Genomic DNA, 24,613 nt, shown 5'->3' with positions numbered 1-24,613 from the left:
TCGAGCCCACACCGGTCACCGCGAGAAAGGCACGCCTATGCAGCCGATGCCCACCCGTGATGTGGTCGTGACTCCTGACGGTAGACGCTTAGCATCGATCAGCCTCGGCGAGGGGCCGCGTTTGGTCGTGTGTGAGGCTGGCCTGGGGATGAGCGCACACTACTGGATTCCGGTCATGCGCCACCTTGCGCCCCACTGCCGCGTGGTCGCCTATAACCGGGCGGGCATCGGCGACAGCGATCCGGATCCAGCTACGCGGAAACTGCAACGACTCGCTAACGACCTGGCGTGTGTCGTTAAAGCTCAATCTTACGAGTCTGTCGTCCTCGTCGGACATAGCTGGGGCGGTCCCATCGTACGTACTGCACAGGGCATGTCGGCGGGCCGCATCGAGCGCGTCGCAGGACTTGTGCTCGTCGATCCAAGCGATGAAAACCTCTTGGATAAGTTCCGCCCGCTGTCCTTGGCCCTGCAGCGCCTGAGTCTAGTGTCGCTTGCTCGGCTGCGGTTGCTTTCTGCGATGTACACCCCCATTCTCCGAGGGCTGCCGCCGGACGTGATGACACGAGTGCTTCAGGACTCTACGACCGTTTCAGCAGCACGTGAGGCCGCTGCCGAATTGCGATCGTTGCGTACTGGTCTCGCGCAGCTAGCAACCGACGATCAGCACTACGGCTCTCCCGTGACCGTGATCAGTGGCGCCCAAGCGATGGTCGGCGAGAGCGAAAAGATGCGTGCGGCAATCCGCAAGGCCCACCACTTATCTGCCGCTCGGACAGCAAGTTCCCAGCTCATCGTGGCACGTGATTCTGGTCACGCCATCCCGATTACGGAGCCGGAGGTGGTCGCTCGCGCGGCTCTCGCTCTCTTTGATCGGGACCACTTCGCAGCAGACCTCAACCGTTGAGCTCATCGCAACCTTGGCACGTCTATTACAGGAAGCACGAGCCGGCGTCCCTCATCGTCACATCGTGGCCACGGTGGACGCCACACTGGTATCCTCCGCTATCGTTCAGCCACCAGATATCCCGGGGCCAATGCCCCGAGGAAACATCTAATCTAACGGGCCTGGCCCACTCAAGGAGAGCTAATGAAGAAGGCAATTTGGCTTGCCGTGCTATACACCGCGGTGATGGGTGCAGGGAAGGCCTACGTCAAAAACGTCAAGGGCGTGGGGTACTCCGACCCTGGGTTCCTGGAACATTTTTCTGGATCCTGCTCGGGTTGGCGACGGCCACCGTACTTTACACCGTAGTGTTCCGTAACGACGCGACGATTCCTTTCAACCAGAATCGCCGTTGGGCAATGTACGCCGTCGTCATGGTTCCACTCATTGTATCGCTTCCACCGAATGCCCGGCCTCGCTGGCAGGCTCCCAGCATGCGGCCTACATGGCACGCGCCCAGTACTGGTACGACCGCATGAGCGGCACCAAGCCCGCCCCGACACCACCGGCAAAGCCCACACCGCCCACGCCCAAGCCCTCCGCCAACATCGACGCCCTCGCCGACGCGGTCATCCGAGGCGAGTACGGCAACGGCGACGAGCGCAAACGCCGACTCGGAGCCAACTACACTGCCGTGCAGAAGCTCGTCAACGAGAAGCTCACCGGAGGAAACCCCACCAAGCCCTCCGTCAACATCGATGCACTGGCTGATGCGGTGATCCGTGGGGACTGTGGCAACGGCGGGGAACGCAAGCGCCGCCTCGGGGCCAACTACGCGGCCGTGCAGAAGCGCGTCAACGAGAAGCTCGGCATCGGCTAACCCACGCGAGAACACTCTCTGGCCCCGTCATCACCTTCATCGAGGTGGTGGCGGGGCCTTTTGTGCGTTTGCGGAGCTGGTGTTTACCGCAGGTCGTCGAACGGGTCGATGACGGACTGCACTCCACAGCTCGGGCAGATGAACGCGATACGGATTCCTTCACCTTCGCCTGCAGCAAACGGGTCAGGGACACAATCTGAGCCGCATTCTGAACAGGTTCGGTACGACTGGTCGTCGAGAAACACCGGGAGTTCACGGTCGTCGTCAGTCATCTTCACCCGCCCTTGCTCTGTCACGGTTCACACGTCGATGGCTCCAGATTGTGAATTGAGCAAAGAATTGCTGCCTTATCTGAATAGAGGCGCAGATCCCAGACATGGGTGCGAACGCGGCAGGGAGCTTTGTTTCTGTTGTCCGGTTTCGTCTGGTGCAACCGGCGTATGGGCGACCACCTTTCGCCTCGTTGCCAGGAGGGCCTGCTCATGGCTCTGAACCAGACTGATCGCCATCACATCCAGATGATGCGCGCTGCGGGGGTTGCCTACTCTCGTATTGCCGCGCACCTGGACCTCAACGCCAACAGTGTCAAGACCTATTGTCTGCGACACGGCATCACCGTCGATCCTGCCGTTGAGCAGGTCACGGATCCAGTTGGAGTGTGGTGTTTGCACTGCTGCAAGCCAATCGAGCTCCGGCAAGGATCGAAGTTCTGTTCCACTGCCTGTCGACGAGCCTGGTGGGCCGCCCATCGCAGGGTGGTCACCGAAGAACTGGTCTGCGCGAACTGCCACCGACAGGTCACTGTTGCTCGCACAAGCCGGGCGAAACGCAAGTACTGCTGCCACCCGTGCTACATCCAGCACCGTTTCAACACACGTGGCGGTAAACGATGAACATGGCAGCCGAGCTGACGGCTCATCACCAGCTCACGCAGGTCAAGAAGCTTCTCGAACGCGGCATCCTCACCCCACGCGAAGCCATCACCGTCTGCCAGCGCCTCGACGCCCCAGATGCGCCGCTAGCCGCCCTACAAAGAGCCAGTTTCGTTGACTATCTCGAGGGTTTGAGTGATGTATGGATACAACCTGAAACCCTGTCTGACTAGGAGAAATACCTTGAAGAGAATGGAGCAAATCACCCCGCCACCGATCAGCACTTCTCCGCTTGTGAAAGTGGCAGCGTATGCCCGCATCAGCATGGAAACCGAACGCACACCGCTGAGTTTGTCCACCCAAGTTTCCTACTACCAGCAACTCATTCACGACACTCCTGGCTGGACGTTCGCCGGAGTGTTCGCCGATTCTGGAATCTCTGGAACCACCACACATCGACCCCAGTTCCAAGAAATGCTGGCCCTTGCCCGGGAAGGGGCAATCGACCTGATCCTCACCAAGTCGATCTCGCGCTTCGCTCGCAACACCGTCGACCTGCTCGAAACCATTCGCGAACTCAAAGACCTCGGGGTGGAGGTGCGATTCGAAAAGGAGAACATCTCCTCAACCAGCGCTGACGGAGAACTCATGCTCACCCTGCTGGCGTCTTTCGCGCAGGCAGAATCAGAGCAAATCAGCCAAAACGTGAAGTGGCGCATTTGGAAAGGCTTCGAAGAAGGCAAAGCGAACGGCTTCCACTTGTACGGTTACACCGACTCCGCTGACGGCACCGACGTGCAGATCATCGAAGAAGAAGCAGCCGTGGTGCGTTGGATCTTCGCCCAGTACATGAAGAAGACCTCGTGCGAAAAGATGGCCGCACAGCTCATCGCCGACGGCAGGGTTCCGCACCTGGCTGACAACAAGTTGCCCGGCGAATGGGTCCGTCACATCCTGAAGAACCCGCACTACACCGGCGACCTCCTGTTAGGGCGATGGTCCACTCCGGAAGGCAGGCCTGGACGAGCAGTGCGCAACACCGGCCAGTTGCCGCAATACCTGGTGGAAAACGCGATCCCCGCGATCATCGACCGCGACACCTTCACCGCTGTACAAACCGAGATCGCTCGACGTCGCGAGCTCGGTGCCCGGGCGAATTGGTCCATAGAAACTGTGGCGTTGACGTCGAAGATCAAATGCGTGTCCTGCGATTGCTCGTTTGTGCGCAACGTACGCAATCCGAAAACCCAAAACTCGATCTCCACCGAGCACTGGATCTGCACCGAACGCAAGAAAGGCCGCAAAACCGGATGCGGCACCTGCGAGATCTCTGACACGGCACTCAAAGGCTTCATCGCCCGAGTCCTGGGTATCGGGGCCTTCGACGAGGATGTGTTCACCGAGCGTATCGACCACATCGATGTGCAGGGAAAAGACCAATACACGTTTCAGTACACCGATGGCACCAGCAGCTCGCACACGTGGCGACCAAACCTGAAGAAGAGCTCGTGGACCCCAGCAAGAAAAGCCGCCTGGGGTGAACTCGTGGGTGCCCGCTGGGCCGAAGCCAAAAGGCTCGGGTTGGACAACCCACGACAAGCACCAACACCACCAGAAGCATTGGCGAAGTACCGGGCCGTGGCCAAGGCAGAGGCTGAGCGCCTGCGCGCCGAGCGAGGCGAACGCTAAATGGCCCGCACCGTCACAGCAATCCCCGCCACCCGAGCGCTCCACACTGGTGCTCCACTTGGACAGACAACCCTGCGCAGGGTCGCCGGGTATGCCCGCGTGTCCACCGACCACGACGATCAGGTGACGTCCTACGAAGCCCAGGTCGACTACTACACCCGCTACATTAGCGATCACGCGGGCTGGCAGTTCGTGAAGGTCTATACCGATGAAGGCATCACAGGCACCTCAACCAAACACCGCGCTGGATTCCAGCAGATGGTCACCGACGCGCTCGACGGCAAGATCGACCTGATCATCACCAAGAGCGTGTCCCGGTTCGCCCGCAACACCGTCGACTCGCTCACCACCGTTCGAGCCCTCAAAGACAAAGGCGTGGAGGTCTTCTTCGAGAAAGAAGGCATCTGGACCTTCGACGCCAAAGGCGAGCTCCTCATCACCATCATGAGCTCGCTGGCGCAAGAAGAAGCCCGCTCCATCTCAGAAAACGTCACCTGGGGACACCGCAAACGCTTCGCCGACGGCAAGGTCACCGTCCCATATTCTCGGTTCCTCGGATACGACAAAGGCGAAGACGGGAACCTAGTCATCAACCCCGAGCAAGCCAAAACCGTGCGCCGGATCTACAACATGTACTTAGGCGGCATGTCCATCGGCACGATCGCCCGCACCCTCACCGACGAACCAGAGACCTTCACCGCCGCAGGAAACAAGACCTGGTATTACCAATCCATACGAGCGATTCTCACCAACGAGAAATACAAGGGCGACGCACTCCTGCAGAAGTCGTACATCGCTGACTACCTGACGAAACGTCAAGTCATCAACCAAGGCGAAGTACCCCAGTACTACGTCACCGCCAGTCATGAGGCGATCATCAGCCCCGCAGTGTGGGACTTCGTCCAAGCCGAGATAGCTAAAGGCGCTAGGAATCAGCGAACTAAGCATCGCACCCGGCCCTTCTCATCGACCTTCGAGTGCAGCCAGTGCGGGCACTTCTTCGGATCGAAAACCTGGCACGCAGGCAGCAAATACGAAAAGGTCATCTGGCGCTGCGGCCACAAATACAAAGGCGACACCATGTGCACTACTGGGCACATCAACGATGAACGACTCAAGTACATGTTCCTCGAGGCTATCCGCCTCCGCTTCGGCTCACCTGCTGATGACACCGTCAACCACGCCGTACTCGACGCGCTCGACACCAGCGACCTCGAAGTCGAAGCAGCCGGACTGATCGCCCAGATCGACCAGGTAGCGAAAAAGCTCGAATCACTAATCACCCACAACGCACGCGTCGCGCAAGACCAACAGGTTTACGAGAAGGCGTTCAACGCTAGCCACGAACAGCACCAGGCGCTGTTAGCTGAGCACGCTGCCGTGGTTGACGAAATCCACAACAAGCACAACCGGCTGGCCGCCTACCACTACTACAGGCAGGAGACCGCCTACCTTGATCTTGAACAGTTGGCCTTCAGCCCATACCTCTGCGTAGCTTTGCTCGACAAAGGCGCCGTTAACATCGACGGTACGGTGACTTTCCACTTCCGCGACGGTAGCACCCAAGTAGTAGCCATCAAGGCGGACATTGGGCAGGCGCCAGGGTGTGATTAGAGTTGCCACTCCTTAATCAAGATCTCCAAAAGCTCTTTCTGACGTCGCTCGATACCACTGGGAGTCCACACTGGCTCTCCAAGTACCTGCGTGGTGAGTGCGAACACGGCCACGCCTTTCCCGGACTTGAAGTACTTCTCCTTCTTAACATCGAAGTCATAATTGCAAGCACTGGAGTTTTTCCGGCGATTGAGCAGCAGTAGGTTCCCAAGACGATGTGTCCATACTTTTGCTTCGCAGAAAATGACGGGCTCGATGGTGCTGGTTTTGGACAGGTCATCGGAATAGACCGTGCCGCGCAGTGCGTGGGCTTTGCCCTCGACCCCGGTGTGCGGGTAGGACGTTTTTTCGTGCTGCCAGCCAAGCTGGTTGCCCGTTAGACGCAACTCCACGGCTTTTGGCACGGCGAGATCGGTGAAGTCCCACGATAGGGATGCTGATTCTCCGCCGATCTCAAGATCGGCCCTCACATTGGTTTCAGCGACGAAGCTGGGGTCACATGACGTTTTCGTGACGGTCGCTGCCTGCCCGTCGATTATCACCTCGCTTTGAGTCTTGGCGAATAGAGCATCGAGTGGCTCGAGCTGAGCTTTGCGCTCAGGGCTCGGTGCGTACTGGCCGTTGGCTACCGACTGATACGGGTCATCGCGATGATGGCTCTCGTCAGACGTGCAGTCGATCTCCGCTTGGATTTCCATAACCTTGAGTTCGGCCGCACCGTCGCCGCTGATTTCACGCACGGAGGCCTCGATCCGCCAGCGGTCTGCGTCAACACTCACGAGCGGGTCACGTCCAAAGTAGTCGCCTCCCCAGGAGTGCAGGGTGTTGCCGGCTTGACATATCACATCCTTGACGGCGCCATCGGCAACCTTGACGGTGAGCAACGACTGCGGCTGATCCGGTGTTTCGAATGACACCGTTGATTCCCCGTCGATCGTGGCGCACGCGGCAGATGTCAGGGGCTTATCCGTGCTGTCAACGCTGAGCTTTGCGCTGATGGAAGGAGCTGAGGTGGTCGGGGGGGTGATCTCGTGGCAGGCGAGGCCTAACTCTCAGGTGCGGTCTCGTCGCCACAACCGGCGAGCGTAGCTGCAAAACCAGAGCCATTGCTGCACAGCGTTTCTTGATGCCATCCTTTCAACCCGGCGGTGAGCTGGGTCACGTAGGCTATGGCGTTGAATCTACCGTAGGGCTTGGCGGGAGCACTAGCGCACGCGCCAAGCGCTGGCGGCCTGCTGCTGGCGCCAGTATGCGGCGAAGCGGCCATCAAGGGCGAGCAGGTCCTCGATGCTGCCGTCCTCGATGACGCGGCCGGCATCGAAGAAGATGACGCGGTCGGCCTGGCGGATGGAGGACAGGCGGTGCGCGACGATGATGCGGGTGCGGGGCGTGGTCTCCGAGCTCAGGGCAGCGGCGACGGCGCGTTCGTTTTCGGTATCGAGCGCGCTGGTGGCCTCATCGACTAGCAGCACGGGGGCGCAGCTGAGCAGGGCGCGGGCGATCGAGACGCGCTGGCGCTGCCCGCCCGATAGCAGCGTGCCACCGTCGCCGACCATTGTGTCCATGCCGTCGGTGAGTTGCGCGGCAACGGCATCCACGCGCGCGAGTGCGGTGGCGCGCTCGATCTGCTCGCCGGTGGCGTGGGGATTACCGATGGAGATGTTGTCCAGCAGTGTGCCGTCAAACAGGTACGGGTCTTGGAAGATGACGGCGATGAGGGCGCGGCGGGCGGCGGGAGTGAGCTCGGCGAGGTCCGTGCCCTGGATACGGATGCTTCCGGAGGTGGGCTGGTGGAGCCCGGCCAGCAGGAACAGCAGGGTGGATTTGCCCGAGCCAGAAGGCCCGACGATCGCGGTTGTGGTGCCCGGCTGGAAGGTGAGGTTCAGGCCGTCAAGCACGGGGCGCTCGCGCGTGGCGTCATAACCGAAGGTGACGTCGGCGACCTCGATCTGGGGAGCGGTTGAGAGGGTTGGTGTCGCGGTTCCGGGGTGCTCGCGCGGTGCGGCAAGCACGGTGTGGATGGTGCGCAGTGCGTTCGTGGTCAGTTGCAAGCCGGCGGTGATATCGGCCACGAGCGCCAGGGGCTCCAAGAAGCGGACGATGACGACGATGAGCGCGATCGCGGCGGCGGGGGAAACCTCGCCGGTGACGGCGCGGCTGACCGCGAGGGCGCTGAGCGCAATGAGGGCGAGCTGGGTCAGCAGAGTGAAAACCAGCTGCTCGGGCGCGCGGTAGGCGAGCAGTCGGCTCATCGCATGAGTGCGCGCGGCAAGTGCCTGGCCGACATGGCTGCTCTCGGTATCGACGCGGCGGGCGGAGCGCAACGCCTGCTGGGTGCGGGCGAACTCCAGGAGGCGCTCGGACAGCTGGGCGTGGGCGCGATCCGCGGCGGCGTCGGCGCTGCGCGCCAGGCGCATCGAGAGGGCGAGGGCGCCAAGCAGCAGCGGCAGGAACGCCAGCGCTGCAGCGCCGAGCGTCGGAGAAAACCACAGCAGGCCGATGCCGATCGCGGCCGGAAGAATAAGGGCGTTCAGCAGCGGCGTCACCAGGTAGGCGATCAACCCGACGAGTTCGGGACCGGTGGCAGCGACCGCCTGACGCGTGGTGGCCAGGTTATCGCCGGTCAGCCACTGCAATCGGATGGTGGTGATGCGCTCGGCGACGGTGTGCTGAGCGTGATCCAGCAGCACGAAGCCAACAGCGTAGGCGTGGCGGGCCGCGGCGCTATCGCACCCCCAGCCAAGCGCCGTAGCGATCGCGATCATGGCCAGAGGGCGCCAGGCATCACCCGGCTGCGAGCTGAACAGGGCCGAGATGAGCGGAATGAGGGCGAGCGCCGCTGCGGCGCGTAGCGCGATACTTAGCGCCGTGAGCGCCAGGTAGGGGGTGATATGGCGGCGCTGGGCCGGTGGCAGCAGGTTAATGAGCGTGCGGATCATGAGGTGGCCTTCGTCTCGGCGGCTGCCCAGAGTTCGGCGTAGCGACCGCCGCGTGCGAGCAGTTCCTCGTGCCGACCCTGCTCGATGATCTGGCCGCCATCGAGCACAACGATGGTATCGACGCCAGTGATGGTGTGCAGGCGGTGAGCGATGAGCAGCACGGTGCGTCCGGCGGTCAGGCGGCTGACCGCCTGCTGGACGAGGTATTCGGATTCGGGGTCGGAAAATGCCGTCGCCTCGTCCAGCACGAGGATTGGGCAGTCGGCCAGCAGCGCACGGGCGATGGTGATGCGCTGGCGTTCACCGCCGGATAGGGCGATGTCAGCGCCCAGGATCGTGTCATAGCCGTCCGGTAGGGCGAGGATGCGCTCGTGAATGTGAGCGGCGCGGGCAGCCTGCTCCACCTCGTGCCGACTGGCATCCGGGCGGGCGAGCGCGATGTTCTCGTGGACGCTGGCGCGCACCAGTTGCGGATTCTGGAAGACGAAGCCAACCCGCGAATACAGCTGTGATGCCTCGAGCGTACGAAGATCGTGGCCGCCGATGCGGATTGCGCCGTCGGTCACGTCGTAGAACCGGGCAAGCAGGCTCGCCAGGGTGGATTTACCCGCACCGGACGGGCCCACGAGCGCAGTGATGGTACCGGGCGCCAGGCGCAGCGAGACGCCCGACAGCACGGGGGTAGACGCGTCGTAGCCAAAGCTCACATCATCGAACTCGACGAGACCAGCGGGCCTCGGCGCGCTCGCCGCGTGCTCGACCTCAGGCAGCGTGGACAGCTGCTCCTGGTCGAGCATGACCTGGATCCGGCGTGCCGCGAGCATACCGTCGCGCAGCGCCTGCAGACCGTAGCCGACGCCCAGTAGCCGCGCACCGAACGTCGTGCCAAGAAACAGGAAGGGCAGCAGCGAGATCGGATCCATCATGCCCGCGGTGATGAGCGCGGTGCCCACCACGCAGCTGAGGAACAGGAACGTCGCGGGGCGCGTGACCAGATCGATGAAGGTTTTGCGGCCGTTGAGCGGCTGCTGCCAGGATCGCAGGAAATCGAGGTAGTCTCGCAGGCTCCGGGTGAAGGGCGCGGCGGCTGCACCCCCGAAGACGCGCACGACGGCCTGCCCCTGCAGGTAGGCGTCAGCAGCGCTGGCCATCTGCTGGCGCCACTGCGGCGCCTGCACTACGCGCGGGCCCGACTGCGTCATCATGATGTACATGCCGATCAGGTAGGCGAGCACCGGCAGCAGCAGGGTGAGCGCCACCCGCCAGTCGATCACGAACAGGTAGCCCAAGACGGCCACAGGCGCGACGATGGCGCCGACCGCATCGGGCACCGCATGCGTGATGAGGTAGTGCATCGCCAGCGGATCATCGTGCACCAGCTGCTTGATGTGCGCCGCGCTGCGGGTATCGAAAAACCCGAGGGGCACGCGTCCGAGCTTCATCAGCAGTCGGGTGCGCAGGTCCTGACTGACGCGCGCATCGACGATGTGCAGCCAGGTCATCAGCCCGGTCGTGAGTAGCGCGCCCGCGATAAGGACCAGGCCGGCCCACCAGCCCAGGCGGATGAGCGCGTCGGTGCCGGCGCCGACGAGCAGCAGCCGGGCGAGTTCGACGAGCAGGACGTAGGGGGCCAGCTGCGCGAGTGTGGCCAGCGCTTGCACGATCGCCGCCAGGATGAAGGTTGTGCGCAGCGGGGCGAGCAGGCGCCGACCGGCCTCAGCCCGCCACGTCCCGCTGATAGGCGCAGCCTCGTCGGCCGCAGGTACCTGCGCGGCGGCAGCCTCGGGCAGATCCTTGGGGCGTTTTTTGCCGAATGCCCGCCCATAACACCAGTAGGCGCGGGCTTGGATTTCGGACTTCGGGAAGCCAAAATCGTTCATCAGGCGGCGACGCACATATTTCAAGCTGTCGGACTCACACGCCACCCACGCGCTCCAGTTCGACCAGTCCCGCGCAGCCAGTCCCGCCGCCAGGCTCGCCTCATCGACGCGCGGCACCCAATGCACTCGCGCGCGCGGATGCGTGCGGATTTCCAGCATGTGGTCATCGAGCGTGTGCTCTTCCAGGTACAGTTCGACCGGCAGCTCGGATGGAAGCACCTCGAGGATTGAATTGATGGCGGGCAGCGACGCGGCATCACCAATGACGAGGTATCCGTCGGGTAGTTCCTCGGGCAGGACGAAACCCGTCGAGCCGAGCGTAGTGACCGCGATGGTATCGCCCGGCTGTGCCTGGCTTGCCCAGCTGGAGGCCGGCCCGGCAGGTTCGTGCAGCACCACGTCGATCGCGAACTCACCGGTATCCGGGTCGGCCTCGACGATGGTGTAGCCGCGCTGATGTTCCTGGTCGCTGCCGTCCGGATCGGGGAACCAGAACCGCAGCCAGGCCGTGGGCGCGAGAACGACCTCGGCAAGCAGACTTGCACTCACCAGGTGGATTCGCACGAAATGCGGGGCGAGGTAGGTCACGGCCGTGACTGTTGCGCTGTGGTCGCGCGCTCCAAATCCGCGCGTCAGCACGCCCTCAAAACCCCGTTTCGCCATGTGCATTCCCTCCTGCGCCGCGCCACAAATTAAGGTGACCCTAACCTAAGTCGAGGGCGGGGTCAAATGCGTCGGCGCGGCGCCTAGGGCTGCAGGCTCGCCACCAGCTCGCGCACCCGAGCCTGAATCTCGTCGCGGATCACGCGCACGGTGGCAAGGTCCTGCCCAGCCGGATCGGCCAGCTGCCAATCCTCATAGCGCGTGCCGGGAAAAACGGACACGCATCGCCGCAGCCCATCGTGATGACGACGTCGGAGGATTGCACGTCCTCAGCCACCAGCACCCTCGGGCGCGCCGCGGCCAGATCGATCCCGACCTCCGCCATCGCCTCTCGTACCACGGGGTTGATCGAATCAGCGGGGGCGGAGCCCGCGGAGCGGACCTCAATGCGTCCGCCGGACAGCGTCTTGGCAAAAGCCGCCGCCATCTGGGAGCGGCCTGCATTGTGAACGCACACAAACATGATCGTGGGTCGGGTCATAGCCCCATTGAACCGCAGGCGTGGGCAATGGCCAAGGCAGGGTTTAGCCTGGAAGGGTGAGCCTATGGCGCGACAAGCAGCAAGCCCGGGCGGCCGAGGTGCCGCCCTGGCTACTCGCCGTCCTTGCCATGCTTTCGGTCCAACTCTCGGGAGCCTTCGCCGTTGGCTTGATCAACGACGTCGGGCCGCGCGGGGCTGCCTGGCTGCGCGTGGCCGCCGGCGCCGTCCTCATCCTGGCAATCGCGCGCCTGCGCCTGCGCGGTATGACCTGGCGTGACGCCGGTCTCGTCACCGCCCTCGCCATGATCGGCGTCGTCTTACTGACCCGGCCCTGGATCGGTAACGTCGACGTCGTCGGCATCCTGTTCGCCCTCGGCTCCGGGCTCGGGTGGGCGCTGTATATCGTCTTAACCCAACGCGTCGGCGATCGGTTTTCCGGCATCAGCGCCCTCGCCTACACCATCCCGATCGTCGCCATCGCCTACGCGCCCATCGGGCTACCCGAGGCGCTGCCGCACCTGTCCCTGCCGGTCATCGCCACGGCGCTCGGGCTCGCACTCCTGATGCCGGTCATCCCTCTCGCCTTCGAAATCGTCGCGCTGCGTTCCATGGCCCCGGCCGCCTTCGGCACCCTCATGTGCTGGAGCCCGCGATCAGCGTGCTTATCGGCGCGATCGTCCTCGCCCAAGTACCGCTGCCAATCCAGGTCCTTGGCATCGTGCTCGTCGTCGCCGGAATCGGCTCGGAGCGCTTCACCGCCCGCGATGTGTCGCCCACGCCCATCACGTGGCCGGAGAGCGACGAAGCCTAGGTCAGCAGGGCCCGCACCTTCGCGTCGGTCGCCTTACCCGAGATGACCGTGCCCTTTTCAAACAGCTCGATCACCCGCGGATTGATATAGGAATCGCGCGCGATCGCCGGCGTATTGTGTAGCCACTCGGCCGTCGTCTTGATCGCCGCCGTCACGGCCCCGGGAGAGGTATCGCCCGCCTTGGCCGCGCGCGACAGGGCCTGCGCCGCGACGGCAGCGAACAGACAATCGCGACCAGTTCCTAGTGGCCCTAGGACTCTCCTCTCGTCACCCGGGCAGTTAGACACGTTGAATAAAGTCATGAGCTTTCCGGCAACCGTTCTGCGCGTTCTCGTCGCCTCCCCATCCGACGTACCCGATGCCCGAGATGCAGTCGAGGGCGCTCTGCACTCATGGAATCGACTCCACGCGACGACTCGGAATGTAGTCTGACTGCCGTGGCGGTGGGAGACCAATTCTGTACCGCTGCTCGGAGGTCACCCTCAGGAGATCATCAACACCCAGGGAGTCGACGGAGCCGACATCGTGGTCGCGCTCTTCGGCAGCCGACTCGGCTCACCAACACCAGATGCAGTGTCGGGAACAGTTGAAGAGATTGAGCGAGCAGTAAACAGCGGGAAACCGGTACACCTGTTTTTCTCAAGAGCCCCACTGCCTCATGACGTCGATACTGCGCAACTCGAGGGTCTCCGAAATTTCAAGAATGAAATCAAGGAGCGGGGACTGCTCCGAGAATTCGATGACATCCGCCAACTGGAGAACCAAGTCTGGGCTGCCGTCGAGCATGACCTAGTCAAAATCGATCTCTCCGTGGTCGGGGTGCGCCATGAGCCGCTCGGCGTCCGCTTCCGCGTCGAGTCAAAGAGCGAGCGACACGAAAAGGAAATTGACAAGCGCGGCAAGATCAAATACGAAACGAAACACTGGTTTGAGGTTACCAATACTGGTGATCTCGCTGCTGAAGCGGTGACCTTCGAAGGCCAAGCCGCATCGGGCCTTATGAGACTCCTTGTGGATGATCAGCCAATCACGCTGGAACCTGGGGTCATCTGGAAAGTGCCAGTCTCGTATTCGATGGGCACCGCAGGCACAAAGCTAACCGTTCACTGGGTCGAAGATAATGAAAAACAGTCGAAGACTTTCGACGTCCAATGAAGCGCGAGGTTACGTCGGTGAACTAGTCAGGCGGCTAAATCGTAGTTCGCGCGCGTTTGTATCCGTCGTGGCATGAAAGTTTCAAAAACCTTGATGTTTGCAATGCGGTCAAGGAGTCGGTCGAGTTTCACCCGACTGTCATATGCCGCGTCAAATTCTTCCTTCAGCTCATCCAAGAACAACGGTTCAATCGTCTTCAGAATGTTCGGCACTGAGGTGTAGTGCTGTCCAAGGTTCGAACGTTGTCCCGGGGTAACGATGGCTTGGAACATCGAACCGAAAATATCCGGGTTAATGTCCTGCCACTTCAACGTCCCCAAGTCGATGAGAGTTTCACGAGCCTTTGCGGTGAAACGCGGGACTGTGAGCAAAGCATTTTCACGGAAAAGGCGACCGTTAACGTACGGAAACCCAGCAAGATACGCAGGTTTGTCTGCCGGTTCTACTGTATCCAACGATGCGAAAAGCTCACGCAGGAACGTGTCTGTATCTGATCCATCACCTAAGGTTTGCGAGGCAACAGCATTAGTGAATTGGTTGTCTCCAAAAATTCCCGTGTCTTCCGCAAAGAAACAGAACAACAGTCGGGTGAAAAAGACATTCAGACCGTGTCGCGATGCATCAACAGCCATCATGTCCGGGTTGGCAGCAGCGAGCTCATCAAAGAGCTTGCCCATACGCTCCGCAGCTTTAACGTCGGCATGAGATTCCGAGGTGTACTGCGTCTTCTCCATCCCCGCCCACGGCAAGAAGAAGGTGAAGTGTTGATCGATTTCCCGAAGGGGAAACTTACGGTTCTCCGTTGTTTTGGTGTCAAACGCCAGCATGTCCTGGTAGTCCGTCACAATGACAAAACGCGGGCTGTACTTCACCACGGTCGGTGACACTCGGAGTGTTTCTAGCTCTTCTAGTAGATCCCCGGTGGTCTCCCGAAAGTAGACCACGTTTTTCTGGCCTACCTCATGCGCAGGGTCGTCGGCGATGTTGAGACTGCCGTTGCGTAGACGGGTGACATTGCCTTTTGATCGCCCATATGCGAGCAGCAGATCGAAGATGATTTCTCGGTCATATTCAACTTTTCCGGCGAGCGGAGCAACCCGCTCTCCAATCGCCTTTAGCCCTAGTCTTGCCATGCGAAACAGTCTAGAGTGCGGCGGCACAGTCTAATGCGCCATGGTATGCCCTGTTCGAACATTGCATCCAAAGTGGAAGGCGTTGAGTATCCTCCACAACCAATAGGTGCTTTAGTAGGAAATCTTTTGGTCCGGAAGGGAGGTTGAAAATGGGGCGCGCACCCATCATTGGAAACACGCTGGCTTGGGCCCGCCAGGTATCCGGGCTAAGCGTTGAGGAATTGGCTTCTGCAGCAAATGTGAAGCCGGAACGAATCCTGCAGTTCGAAGACAACAGTAGTTCCCCAACATTCAAGCAGCTGGTCAAGATGGCAAAGAAGCTCGACCGCACACCTGCGTTCTTTTTCACGCCTGCTCCGACCTCCCCCGATATTCCATCCACGATCGACTTCCGTCAGTCTCCGGAGCTCGATGGCCTTGACGCTTCTACCACGAAAGCACTACGACGCGCTGAGCGCTACCGCGAAATCATACTGGAATACGCGGACGAAGCTCCTACACCCACCACTTTGATCAAGCCATTTCAGCGTGCTGGGATGAAAGAAGCGGCAGAAGAAATACGTAGCATTTTCGGCATCGATAGTGACTTCACTCCGCCAGGGCCAAGCAAGGAGGCAGGGTTCAAGTTCTGGCGACAGTTGCTGGAGTCTCACGGAATCCTCGTTTTCCAAACATCCGGAGTTGATCGTGGAGTATTCCGTGGCCTTTCCGTACATCACGACGTGCTGCCCTTGATCTTGCTGAACGGCAACGACTTCCCCTCTGGAAAAAGCTTCACTCTCTTCCATGAGGTCGGGCACCTTATTAATCGGGATAGCGGGCTGTGCATGCTTGAGGAAGCAAACAATGAGGAAGCACTGGCGAACTCCTTCGCAGCACACTTCCTCATGCCCGAAGCCGCAGTGAGAACACAACTTTCCACCGCTAATGAAGATGCGATTGGACATATTGCAACGACATTCAAGGTAAGCCGTATCGCCGCAGCTATCCGATTGAAAGACCTCGGCGTCACCGATGAAGCTGCCATTCAAAGCGAGCAGGCTAGAAGCGATGCAGCTTGGAAGACTGAGCCCGATAAGCTCCGCAACCGCGATTCTGGCCCCGCGCACTGGCGAATCCGCTACCGCGATCTAGGCCCCACATATGTTGGAACCGTGGCCCGTGCTTTACAGGAAGACAGGATCAGCGTCCTTGACGCCTCGTACTTCCTCGATGCACGGATCCCTGTGGTGGACCAACTGGTCCGCCACTACGAGCAGGGAACTGAAAGTTCTAAACCTGCCGGATAGGCGGTAACGTCTCTGGCGTGATTCCCATTAGCGCTGCCGAGGCCCTTAACCGAAAAACGCCAATCCCCACGCCGATCATCGTGCATGTGATTGGTTCACTTGGAGTTGCCGGATCGGTGGCGGTTCTTGTTTCGCAGCTGGCCATTGGCACCAAGGTGATGCTCGCGTTAGCATGCGTCATCGCAGCAATCGCGGTCACGCTCGCACACCCCTACCGCAAACAAATGCGGGCGTACGGGGAACAGAAAAACGTGTACACGGGGCCACAGATAAGCATGATGCTCCCGCTTATGGCCTGGTGGCTGCTCCTCATGCTTGCACCGCTGGCAGCGTGGCCCGTGTGGGGCGTGGCAGTGGCGTTTGTCGTGCTGTTTAGCGCCGCATGGGTGCTGTACCCACACGTGGATGGGTCGCGCCGACTGGCCTACGCCTAAGGGGCGGATACTCGAAACTGCCTAGCGCAATGGCCCCTCGACGTACCAAACAGCGCGCGGATCACGAGGTCCGTTTCCGCGCCACTGCACCAACCGCACGTCGCGCATTGCCTGCAGTGCCCGACGCACGGGCGGGGCGGAAAGCTCCAACACTTCAGCAATTTCACCCGTAGACATCGGCCGCCCGCTTGTTTCAAGCACCGTCAGCACTTCCTCGGCGTAGCGCGGCAAACTTTGCAAGACCTGGGGATCCAAACGCTGAATCGCATTCAACGTAAGCACAACACTGCCACTTGTTTGCGTATAAACCGGATCCGCAAACCCCACCCTGCGCATGCTGGCGAACATACGCCGGATGCCCTCCCCCAGCCCCTGACCGAGACGAAGTTCCCTGGCTACACGGGCGATCATTGGGTTACGAACAAAGCAAGCTAACGATTCCGGCGTCCGCGGGTTAACCCACCCAAGAAACCGCCCAGGACTGGAGATCTCAATACGCCCAGGGTAGATCTCAAAGCGAATATGATCCCCGGCCATGCTGTACGAGCGGTGGACCACCGCGTTGACCAACCCCTCAAGCCAGACGTCATGGGGAATCAGGTTCTCGTCCTCAAACAGGCCCGAGCCCGTCAACCTACGCACGCTAGGCAGCATTCCGCCGATCAGTTCTTGGGCAGCCTGGATTTGTTTCGGTATTGGTCCATCAAAACGCTGATCCTCACCAAAGCGAAGCACCCGAATATGGGCGTTAGGGAAAAACTCTTGCGGGTTTTTACCAAACAGCAAGATGGCTGCCGTACGCGGCTTGCCTTCGCGGTCAATCAGATTCCGGGCCTTCAAGGCATCTTCCGCGGAGGATGACCCAATCGCCTCGGCATAATCCCCGACCAGCTCCAGATCCAGGTCACTGACGCTAACCCTCGGCGGGACCGTCGCGTCGTACTGCTGCTCACCCTTGGTGTAGCGAAGCTCAAGAATATCGTCCGCCTTCAGCTGACGAGACTCATCGCCAACCCGCAGATAGCACTCGCCGGATTTTAAGTAATGCACACGCTCACTTGGCAGCACATGGAAGAGATACACCTGCGCACCCTCCCCTGCCCCGCAAACCTCAATCTGCACTCGGACTGTTGGATCGGTATGGTCCAACGCCGTCTGTCGCAGAGCATTGTCCTGCGTGGCGCTTGGGCGCCCATCAAACTCACGGTCCGTAATACCAACGGCAATAATGCCGCCTTCAGCATTGGCCATGCCCACAATGGTCTTGGCCAAATCCTTCGGCTTAATGCGGAAGGACTTGCGCTCAAACCACTGATCCTCCGGGACCTGCAGAAGCTGGCGGGGATCCTCAGAAAAGTTGCGCTGCACACTCACAGCTCAACATTCTACTCGAAACCGTTTCAAGTAGGATGTTATCCGCAGGTCAAGCTAGGAAAATTCGTTTCGAGTACGTTTCGAGTACGTTTCGAGTAGCTCGAAACGCACCCAGAATCACGCTCCCACAACCGCCTAGCGGAAGCGCTTCGGCACATCCGGCGCACCCAAGGTGAGCATCAGGCGGTTTGCCCAGTTGAAGAAGGCGGAGGCGTTGATCACGTCAATAATCGCCACGTCATCAAGACCAGCCGCGCGCAGTGCCTCAACCTCGGCCTTGCCAAACGCGAAGGGGGTTCGGGTAAGCGCCACAGCCGCATCACGGATCGCGTTCCACAGCGGGGAGCCAAGATCGGTTTCTACGCCTTCGGCAAGCAGGCGATCAATAATCTCGGCGTCGCCGCCCTCTTCTTTGGCACGCGCCTGGTGGACGGAAGCGCAGTACTCGCACCCATTGAGCCGCGACGCCACCGTGGCCGCCAGCTCACGCTCCGCACGCGCAAGGCCACCTTCCGTGTTGTAGAAAATGTCCAGATCCGTCAAGGTGCGCGCCTTCAGCGCCGCCGGGTCACGCGCCAGGAGACGGAAGTACTCCATATCAATACGTTCAGGCTTGATCAGCGCATCAATGTGCTCCTCGGTGAACTGCTCCTTCGGCAGTGGTGCAACCCACGGCTTCCACCCCAGCGAGTGGTTGACAAAGCCTGTCGGTGCGACAACCTCGGGCTGCAGGGTTGCCGACGTCGGCGCCCAGCCCGGATCCGCAACACCCACAGCACGCGCGGGTGCTTCTACCGAAGCACCAGAAACACCTGCGTCACCAGAAACACCAGCGTCACCAGAAACACCAGCGAGCACACGCACGCCGTGCGCCACGCGCAGCTGAAACGCCACAAATGAGATCAGCTGGGACAGCGACACGATGCCGGTTTCCGTGTAGCCCGCCTCCTGCAGGTGACCGATCGCGGCAGGTGAGGCGTCCTTCGGGTGGAAGGTCAACAGGTGCGCGAAGTCGAACGCGGCGGCAAGCTTTGCATCCAGCCCATCAACACCCTCAGCACCACCAAAGAGAACGAAGTCCCCACCTGAATACGGGCCGGTGGAACGGCCCACCTCCACGGCGGAGGCGACGACGTCTACCAACGCCTCGTCCTCATCACTCAAAAGGTCGGCGTAGAAGTCAAACGCGCAGGCGTCGCCAGAAATACCGGCGATGAAGGCGGCGGTGGCGTAGCGGTGGTTAACGGGGACGTCGATAAGCAAACTGCTCTCAAACAGTGCCTCAAAGCTGCGCTCAGCATTCGCCACCGCGTCCGGACGAGCCGAGCGCTCAGGCAGCGTAACCCCAGCTAGAACATCAATAATGTTGGTCATGTTAGACAACGAACTCTCCTAACTGTCGGGCGCGGAACACGCTACCCGGAATAGCGTCAATCAACTCACGCGTTACCTCATGCCGCGGGTGCGTAAACACCGTATCGGTCGGGCCGGTCTCCACCTGGCGGCCGCGATGGAACACACTCACCGTATCCGAAATCTGACGCACCACCGCCAGGTCATGCGAGATAAACACATACGTCAAGCCCAGCTCACGCTGCAGCTGCTCCAACAACTCCAAAATCTGCGCCTGCACCGTCACATCAAGCGCAGACACCGCCTCATCCAGCACCACAAGCTCCGGCTGCACGATCAGCGCACGCGCAATCGCCACACGCTGGCGCTGGCCACCCGACAGCTGCGCCGGCATACGCTGGGCAAACACCGACGGGTCAAGTGCGACGCGGTCCAGGTACTCCTCTGCAAGCTTCAGGCTCTTGGATTTGCTCACCCCGTGCAGGTTGCGCACGGGCTCCGCCACAATGTCACGAATCCGCATCTTCGGATCCAGCGACGCATACGGGTTTTGGTACACCATCTGCACGCGCGCACGCATCGCGCGCTTCTCACGCGGGGTCAGCTGCGTCAGGTCCGTGCCGTCCAAGGTGATGGTGCCGGCCGTGGGCTGGTTGAACATGGCAATTGCACGGCCTGTGGTGGTCTTGCCGGAACCGGAACCGCCAACCAGCGCGTGGGTGGATCCGCGCTTGACCTCAAAGGAAATGTCCTCGATTGCGGTGAAGTCGCCGAACTGCTTGCTTAGGCCCTCAACGCTCAAAAGCGTCTCGGTGCTTGTGGCCGGGCGATGGTAGGCATCCGCCACCGCGAGCGACGGCGCGTTATCCAACAGCCGCCTGGAGTACTCCTGCGTTGGGTTCGCCAACACCTCGCCCGCAGGCCCACGCTCAACGACGCGGCCGCGCTGCATAATCACCACGTCATCCGCGCGATCGCCCGCAACCGCTAGGTCATGGGTAATCAGAACGATGCCCAGGCCAAGCTCCGCACGCATCTCATCCAACAAATCCAGGATGGTTTTCTGCACGGTCACATCGAGTGCAGACGTCGGCTCGTCCGCAATAATCACCTGCGGCTCCAACGCAACCGCCGCAGCAATCAGCACACGCTGCTTCATGCCGCCAGAAAGCTCGTGCGGGTACTGGGCGTAGCGACGCTCCGGGTCATCAATACCCACGCGCTCAAGCAGGGCAAGCGTGCGCTCCTTGCGGCTGGCCGCATCCCCGATCCCATGGATTGCCATGCCGTCCTCGACGGAGGCGCCAATGGTTTTCAATGGGTTGAGCGAATTGTTCGGGTCCTGCGGCACCAGGCCAATGTGGACGCCACGAAGCTGGCGCCACTGCGCATTGGTGGCGCCGGTGATGTCCTCGCCCTTAAAGCGAATTGTGCCGCTGTGGATGTGCGCGCTGGGATCCAACAACCCAATCGACGCCATGGCAGACGTCGTCTTACCGGAACCGGACTCACCCACAATCGCGGTAATCTTGCCGGCCTCCACGGCAAAGGACACGTCTTGAACCACCGGATCCTTGCCGCCGTAGGACACGGTCAAGTCCTCGACGGACAGCAGTGGATTATTTTCTGGGGTGCTCATTACTTCTCCCCTTCCGATCGGATCGCCTCAGACAGGCGGTTGGCGGACATGACCGTGGCCACAATTGCCAGGCCAGGCAGCAGAATCAGCCACCAGGCGGTGGCCATAAAGTCGCGGCCCTCTGCAATCAACAAGCCCCACTCCGGCACGGGCGGCGGTGCGCCGTAGCCCAAGAACCCGAGGATGGACAGCTGCAGGATCGCGCTACCAAACTGCAGCGCGGCCAACGCCAACACTGGGGTCAGCGAGTTTGGCAGGACGTGGCGCACCAGCACCTGGGCCTGCGTTGCACCGGAGCCGTAGGCGGCTTCAACAAACTCGGCGTTTGCAATCTGGATGACCTGGGAGCGCGCCAAACGCGCAAACGTAGCCACAGACGTCATACCCACGGCAAACGCCGCCTGCAGGGAACCGAACCCGGTCACGATGATGATGGAAAGCGAAAGCAGGATGCCAGGAATGGCCAGCAGCACATCCACAAAGCGCATCAGCGCAGTTTCCACCCAGCCGCGCTGCGTGCCGGCGATCAGGCCGATCAGGGTACCCAACACCAGACCAACAGCCACGGCAATCAGGGCGCCGAGCAGCGACTGGCGCGCACCAAACACCACGCGGGAGAACAGGTCGCGCCCCACCGCGTCAGTGCCAAAGAAGTGCTGCGAACTCGGCGCAAGCAGCGCTACATCCGTGCCTTTGTACGGATCATGCGTGGCAAACACACCGGGGACCAGGGCCCACAACAACGCGACGGCCAGCACCACAATCGCGATGATGGTGCCCGGAGCGCTCCAGCGCTTGGGAGTGCTGCGCTTGAGACCACGCCTAGGGTCTCGCTTGGGGCGTTTGTTGGGGTTTACGTGGGCGTCGATAAGCGAAATGCTCATTTCGCACCCTCCTTAGTGGGAGCTTTCGAAGTGGTGTCGCGCAGCCGGACGTCCAAAACCGGGTACAGCAGATCAACAACCAAATTGATAATCACGTAGGCGGCGGCAGCAATCAGCACCACGCCAAGCAGCACCGGCATGTCACGGGAGGACACAGCGTTGACCGTGAGCTGGCCAAGGCCCGCGCGGCCAAACACCGTCTCCGTGACCACGGCGCCGCCGACAAGCTCGCCGAACAACAGGCCAGCCATAGTGATCGCCGGCAGCAAGGCGTTGCGCAGCACGTCGCGCCAGAAAATCCGTGACTCACTGGCACCACGCGCGCGCAGCACCTGTACAAAAGGCTTCGCCTGGACCTCATCAATCGAGCGGATCAGCACCTGAATCAATGGTGCCGCCATGGGCACAACCAACGTCAAGGTGGGCAGAATCAAGCCCTCGAACGCGGTCGGATTAACCACGTTGACCCAGCCAAGCTGGAAAGAAAACACCTGCAGCAGCACAATCGCAATGAAAAAGCCCGGAAGCGAAACCATAAACGACGGCAACGCGCGGAAACCCCGGCGAATAAACCCGCCACCAGGCAGGGTTGCCACCCACGCCACAGCAAGCGCAACCACAATAGCCAAACCAACCGAGGACACCGCCAACACAAACGTGTGCGGCGTGGCTGTCGCAATCAAGCTGGACACTGAGGTGCCGGTTGCCACCGAGTAACCCAGGTTGCCTGTAAACAACCCGCCAAGCGTGGCAAAGTACTGCTCAATCAGCGGCTTATCCACACCCATCTGCTCACGAATCTGCGCGATCTCCGTGTTGGACAACCCCAGCGCCGGATCCGCGTAGCGTGCCGCCACACCATCCGACGGCAACGCCGACAGCAGGAAAAACGCCAGCGTGTACGCCAACAGCAACACAATCAGCGCCTGGCCTAAGCGCTTAGCAATGTAGCGGCCCATTAGCTCTTGGCCTCCTTTGCGGTGACTTCTTCGTCCTCGCCGTTTTCGAAGTAGACGCTGTAGAAACTCGGGCGTGCCACCGCTTCGGTGTCAAAGCCCTTCACATGCGGTGCCAGTGCGTAGACCTGCGGCTCTTCAAACAGCGGCAGCACGTAGGCCTGCTCGGTGAGGTAGTCCTGCACCGCATGCGATGCCGCCTCACGCCCCTGGGCATCCGCCGTGGAGGAAATCGTGGACAGCAGCTCCTCCAACGTGGGGTCCACAGGTGTATCGTCGCCGGCGTTGTTCAGCAGTGCGTCACGGCGCTTGAGCGACAGGTGGGACACAATCACGTCATAATCCGCACGCCCCACCACTGTGTGCATGATCTGCACCCGATCAATGTCTTTCACCGCTGCGTTTTGCGTTGCGCGGTCTCCCGCCACCATGTTCAGCTCAATGCCAAGCTCACGCAGGTCAGACTGCGCCATGGTCACTAGTTCCTTGGAACGCGGCTGCGGTTGCGCGTAGTTAATCCACAGGCTCAAGCGCTGCCCGTCCTTCACGCGGATACCGTCCGGCCCCGGGAGCCACCCGGCGCTATCCAACAACTCGCGCGAAAGCTCCGGGTCGAAGGTGTACTCACCGGCTTTTTCGGTGTAGCCGAGTGCGGTGGACGCCATCGGCCCGGTGGCCAGCGGGTAAGAATCGCTGTAGAGCACGCGCAGGATTTCCTCGCGGTTAATGCCGTGGATCAGTGCCTTGCGCACGCGGATGTCCTGCAGCAACGGGTGGTTAAAACGAAACGCCAGCTGGTTGCTCATCCCGTTGGTGCTTGCAGAGACCACCTGGATGCCGTGGTTTTTCAGGTGCGGCTCCACCGGAGCGGAGATCTCACGCACCATGTCGGCCTGGCCAGAGATCAGCGCGCCGGAGCGCACTGCTTCCTCAGCGGCAAAGGTGTAGTGGATGCCATCTAAACGCGCACGCCCCTGCTGCTCAAGCACTGGTGGTGCCCAGTCGTAATCCTCGCGGGCGCGCAGCACCAGGTCGGTCCCCAGCGTTTCAGACTCCACCACGAACGGACCAGACCCGATCACATTGACGGCGTTGCCCGGGCCGAAGTCTTCGCTGCGGAGCTTCAGCGAGGCGTTAGCAAGCAAGCCGGCATTGTAGGAGGAGGCTGCCTGCGCAAAGCCCGGGGAAGGTTTGCTGAAGTAAAAGCGCACCGTGTCCTCATCCACAACCTCGCCACGCTCGTAATTGGAGATCTGCTCCGAGACGTTGAACAGCCGCTCCTTGTCACCTAGGCCGTAGAGGTCAAAGTTGTCCACGATGTTCTGTGCCGTCATGGGGGTGCCGTCGGAATACGTCACGTCCGTGCGGATATCAAAGGTGAACACGGTTGCGTCCTCATTGATCTCCGGCAGGTCTGTGGCAATCCACGGGTGCAGCTCAAGCGTCTCGGGATCCTGGTAGAGCAATCGGTCTGTTATCTGGTTAACCACGCCGCCGTTGGGGTAAAAGCCGGCCGCCGGCGGGTACAGGTTGTTAAACCAGGCGGATTCTAAGTAGGTCAGCACGTTGTCTGACTTCCCGCTCGTCGGTGGCGCACACCCCGCAAGCAGTGCCGCTACCACTGTAATTGCTATTGAAGGTGTCACCTTCCCTCTCAAGACGTTCATGGTGCCTTTCTTCA

The 24,613-nt window shown here is 61.0% G+C and carries 20 protein-coding genes and 2 pseudogenes; 9 read left to right on the top strand and 13 right to left on the bottom strand.

What is annotated here, in order from left to right; translation table 11 throughout:
- Nucleotides 1-37: 37 nt before the first annotated feature.
- On the top strand, nucleotides 38-907 hold the full coding sequence (locus I6I71_RS05275) for an alpha/beta fold hydrolase (RefSeq protein ID WP_204880052.1): 870 nt from the start codon (nucleotides 38-40) through the stop codon (nucleotides 905-907).
- Between the two features lie 484 nt (nucleotides 908-1,391).
- Nucleotides 1,392-1,766 carry a hypothetical protein gene (locus I6I71_RS05270; RefSeq protein ID WP_204881464.1) on the top strand — a complete coding sequence of 125 codons (375 nt, stop codon included), beginning with the start codon at nucleotides 1,392-1,394 and terminating at the stop codon, nucleotides 1,764-1,766.
- Between the two features lie 83 nt (nucleotides 1,767-1,849).
- On the opposite strand, the gene I6I71_RS05265 is transcribed toward I6I71_RS05270, so the two are convergent.
- Nucleotides 1,850-2,038 carry a hypothetical protein gene (locus I6I71_RS05265; RefSeq protein WP_201822799.1) on the bottom strand — a complete coding sequence of 63 codons (189 nt, stop codon included), beginning with the start codon at nucleotides 2,036-2,038 and terminating at the stop codon, nucleotides 1,850-1,852.
- 623 nt (nucleotides 2,039-2,661) lie between these two features.
- Here I6I71_RS05265 and I6I71_RS05260 point away from each other — a divergent pair.
- The 3 genes from I6I71_RS05260 to I6I71_RS05250 are packed head-to-tail and all read left to right on the top strand — an operon-like array spanning nucleotide 2,662 to nucleotide 5,941.
- Nucleotides 2,662-2,871, top strand: a complete 210-nt coding sequence (locus I6I71_RS05260; RefSeq protein ID WP_236587407.1) for a dihydroorotase — start codon at nucleotides 2,662-2,664, stop codon at nucleotides 2,869-2,871.
- Between the two features lie 19 nt (nucleotides 2,872-2,890).
- Nucleotides 2,891-4,327, top strand: coding sequence for a recombinase family protein (locus tag I6I71_RS05255; RefSeq protein WP_201822797.1), 1,437 nt, complete (start codon nucleotides 2,891-2,893; stop codon nucleotides 4,325-4,327).
- The gene (locus tag I6I71_RS05250; RefSeq protein ID WP_201822795.1) at nucleotides 4,328-5,941 is read left to right on the top strand and encodes a recombinase family protein; all 1,614 of its coding nucleotides are present in this window, start codon (nucleotides 4,328-4,330) and stop codon (nucleotides 5,939-5,941) included.
- On the opposite strand, the gene I6I71_RS12040 is transcribed toward I6I71_RS05250, so the two are convergent.
- From I6I71_RS12040 to I6I71_RS05230, 4 genes and pseudogenes are all read right to left on the bottom strand, one after another.
- Nucleotides 5,938-6,858, bottom strand: a complete 921-nt coding sequence (locus tag I6I71_RS12040) for a GmrSD restriction endonuclease domain-containing protein (RefSeq protein ID WP_236587406.1) — start codon at nucleotides 6,856-6,858, stop codon at nucleotides 5,938-5,940. The two genes, I6I71_RS05250 and I6I71_RS12040, sit on opposite strands and share 4 nt — an antisense overlap.
- Before the next feature lie 288 nt (nucleotides 6,859-7,146).
- Nucleotides 7,147-8,880 carry an ABC transporter ATP-binding protein gene (locus I6I71_RS05240; protein ID WP_201822793.1) on the bottom strand — a complete coding sequence of 578 codons (1,734 nt, stop codon included), beginning with the start codon at nucleotides 8,878-8,880 and terminating at the stop codon, nucleotides 7,147-7,149.
- Nucleotides 8,877-11,423, bottom strand: a complete 2,547-nt coding sequence (locus I6I71_RS05235) for an ABC transporter ATP-binding protein/permease (protein WP_201822791.1) — start codon at nucleotides 11,421-11,423, stop codon at nucleotides 8,877-8,879. Before I6I71_RS05235 ends, I6I71_RS05240 begins: the two co-directional genes overlap by 4 nt.
- Before the next feature lie 83 nt (nucleotides 11,424-11,506).
- Nucleotides 11,507-11,904: pseudogene (locus I6I71_RS05230) on the bottom strand (arsenate reductase ArsC).
- A 56-nt stretch (nucleotides 11,905-11,960) separates the two neighbouring features.
- Between I6I71_RS05230 and I6I71_RS05225 the strand changes: the two are divergent.
- The gene (locus I6I71_RS05225; RefSeq protein ID WP_236587405.1) at nucleotides 11,961-12,761 is read left to right on the top strand and encodes an EamA family transporter; all 801 of its coding nucleotides are present in this window, start codon (nucleotides 11,961-11,963) and stop codon (nucleotides 12,759-12,761) included.
- On the opposite strand, the gene I6I71_RS05220 is transcribed toward I6I71_RS05225, so the two are convergent.
- Nucleotides 12,712-13,017, bottom strand: a complete 306-nt coding sequence (locus tag I6I71_RS05220) for a hypothetical protein (RefSeq protein WP_049157405.1) — start codon at nucleotides 13,015-13,017, stop codon at nucleotides 12,712-12,714. The two genes, I6I71_RS05225 and I6I71_RS05220, sit on opposite strands and share 50 nt — an antisense overlap.
- A 223-nt stretch (nucleotides 13,018-13,240) precedes the next feature.
- Between I6I71_RS05220 and I6I71_RS05215 the strand changes: the two genes are divergently transcribed.
- Nucleotides 13,241-13,870: a DUF4062 domain-containing protein gene (locus I6I71_RS05215; RefSeq protein ID WP_236587404.1), complete on the top strand. Its 630-nt coding sequence runs from the start codon at nucleotides 13,241-13,243 to the stop codon at nucleotides 13,868-13,870.
- Between the two features lie 80 nt (nucleotides 13,871-13,950).
- Here I6I71_RS05215 and I6I71_RS05210 read toward each other — a convergent pair.
- A pseudogene (locus tag I6I71_RS05210) lies at nucleotides 13,951-15,003 on the bottom strand (type IIL restriction-modification enzyme MmeI); the annotation flags it as partial.
- 149 nt (nucleotides 15,004-15,152) lie between these two features.
- Between I6I71_RS05210 and I6I71_RS05205 the strand changes: the two are divergent.
- On the top strand, nucleotides 15,153-16,292 hold the full coding sequence (locus tag I6I71_RS05205) for a helix-turn-helix domain-containing protein (protein WP_201822772.1): 1,140 nt from the start codon (nucleotides 15,153-15,155) through the stop codon (nucleotides 16,290-16,292).
- Between the two features lie 17 nt (nucleotides 16,293-16,309).
- Nucleotides 16,310-16,726, top strand: coding sequence for a hypothetical protein (locus I6I71_RS05200; protein WP_236587402.1), 417 nt, complete (start codon nucleotides 16,310-16,312; stop codon nucleotides 16,724-16,726).
- A gap of 21 nt (nucleotides 16,727-16,747) precedes the next feature.
- Here I6I71_RS05200 and I6I71_RS05195 read toward each other — a convergent pair whose 3' ends face one another.
- The 6 genes from I6I71_RS05195 to I6I71_RS05170 form a co-directional block, all read right to left on the bottom strand.
- Nucleotides 16,748-18,100 carry an RNA-binding domain-containing protein gene (locus I6I71_RS05195; RefSeq protein WP_201822769.1) on the bottom strand — a complete coding sequence of 451 codons (1,353 nt, stop codon included), beginning with the start codon at nucleotides 18,098-18,100 and terminating at the stop codon, nucleotides 16,748-16,750.
- A 135-nt stretch (nucleotides 18,101-18,235) separates the two neighbouring features.
- Nucleotides 18,236-19,474: an alkylhydroperoxidase domain protein gene (locus I6I71_RS05190; protein ID WP_201823402.1), complete on the bottom strand. Its 1,239-nt coding sequence runs from the start codon at nucleotides 19,472-19,474 to the stop codon at nucleotides 18,236-18,238.
- 1 nt (nucleotide 19,475) lies between these two features.
- The gene (locus tag I6I71_RS05185; RefSeq protein ID WP_201822767.1) at nucleotides 19,476-21,092 is read right to left on the bottom strand and encodes a dipeptide ABC transporter ATP-binding protein; all 1,617 of its coding nucleotides are present in this window, start codon (nucleotides 21,090-21,092) and stop codon (nucleotides 19,476-19,478) included.
- A complete protein-coding gene (locus I6I71_RS05180) occupies nucleotides 21,092-21,976 on the bottom strand; it encodes an ABC transporter permease (RefSeq protein ID WP_201822765.1) in 885 nt (294 codons plus the stop codon). Before I6I71_RS05180 ends, I6I71_RS05185 begins: the two co-directional genes overlap by 1 nt.
- A complete protein-coding gene (locus tag I6I71_RS05175) occupies nucleotides 21,973-22,935 on the bottom strand; it encodes an ABC transporter permease (RefSeq protein ID WP_201822762.1) in 963 nt (320 codons plus the stop codon). The genes I6I71_RS05180 and I6I71_RS05175 overlap by 4 nt, the downstream gene beginning before the upstream one ends.
- Nucleotides 22,935-24,599 (bottom strand): TIGR04028 family ABC transporter substrate-binding protein, encoded by a 1,665-nt coding sequence (locus I6I71_RS05170; RefSeq protein ID WP_236587436.1) that lies wholly within the window; start codon nucleotides 24,597-24,599, stop codon nucleotides 22,935-22,937. The genes I6I71_RS05175 and I6I71_RS05170 overlap by 1 nt, the downstream gene beginning before the upstream one ends.
- Between the last annotated feature and the right edge of the window lie 14 nt (nucleotides 24,600-24,613).

Source organism: Corynebacterium riegelii (genome assembly GCF_016728505.1).
Classification (GTDB): Bacteria; Actinomycetota; Actinomycetes; order Mycobacteriales; family Mycobacteriaceae; genus Corynebacterium; species Corynebacterium riegelii.
This window is presented reverse-complemented; position numbering and strand designations above follow the sequence as displayed.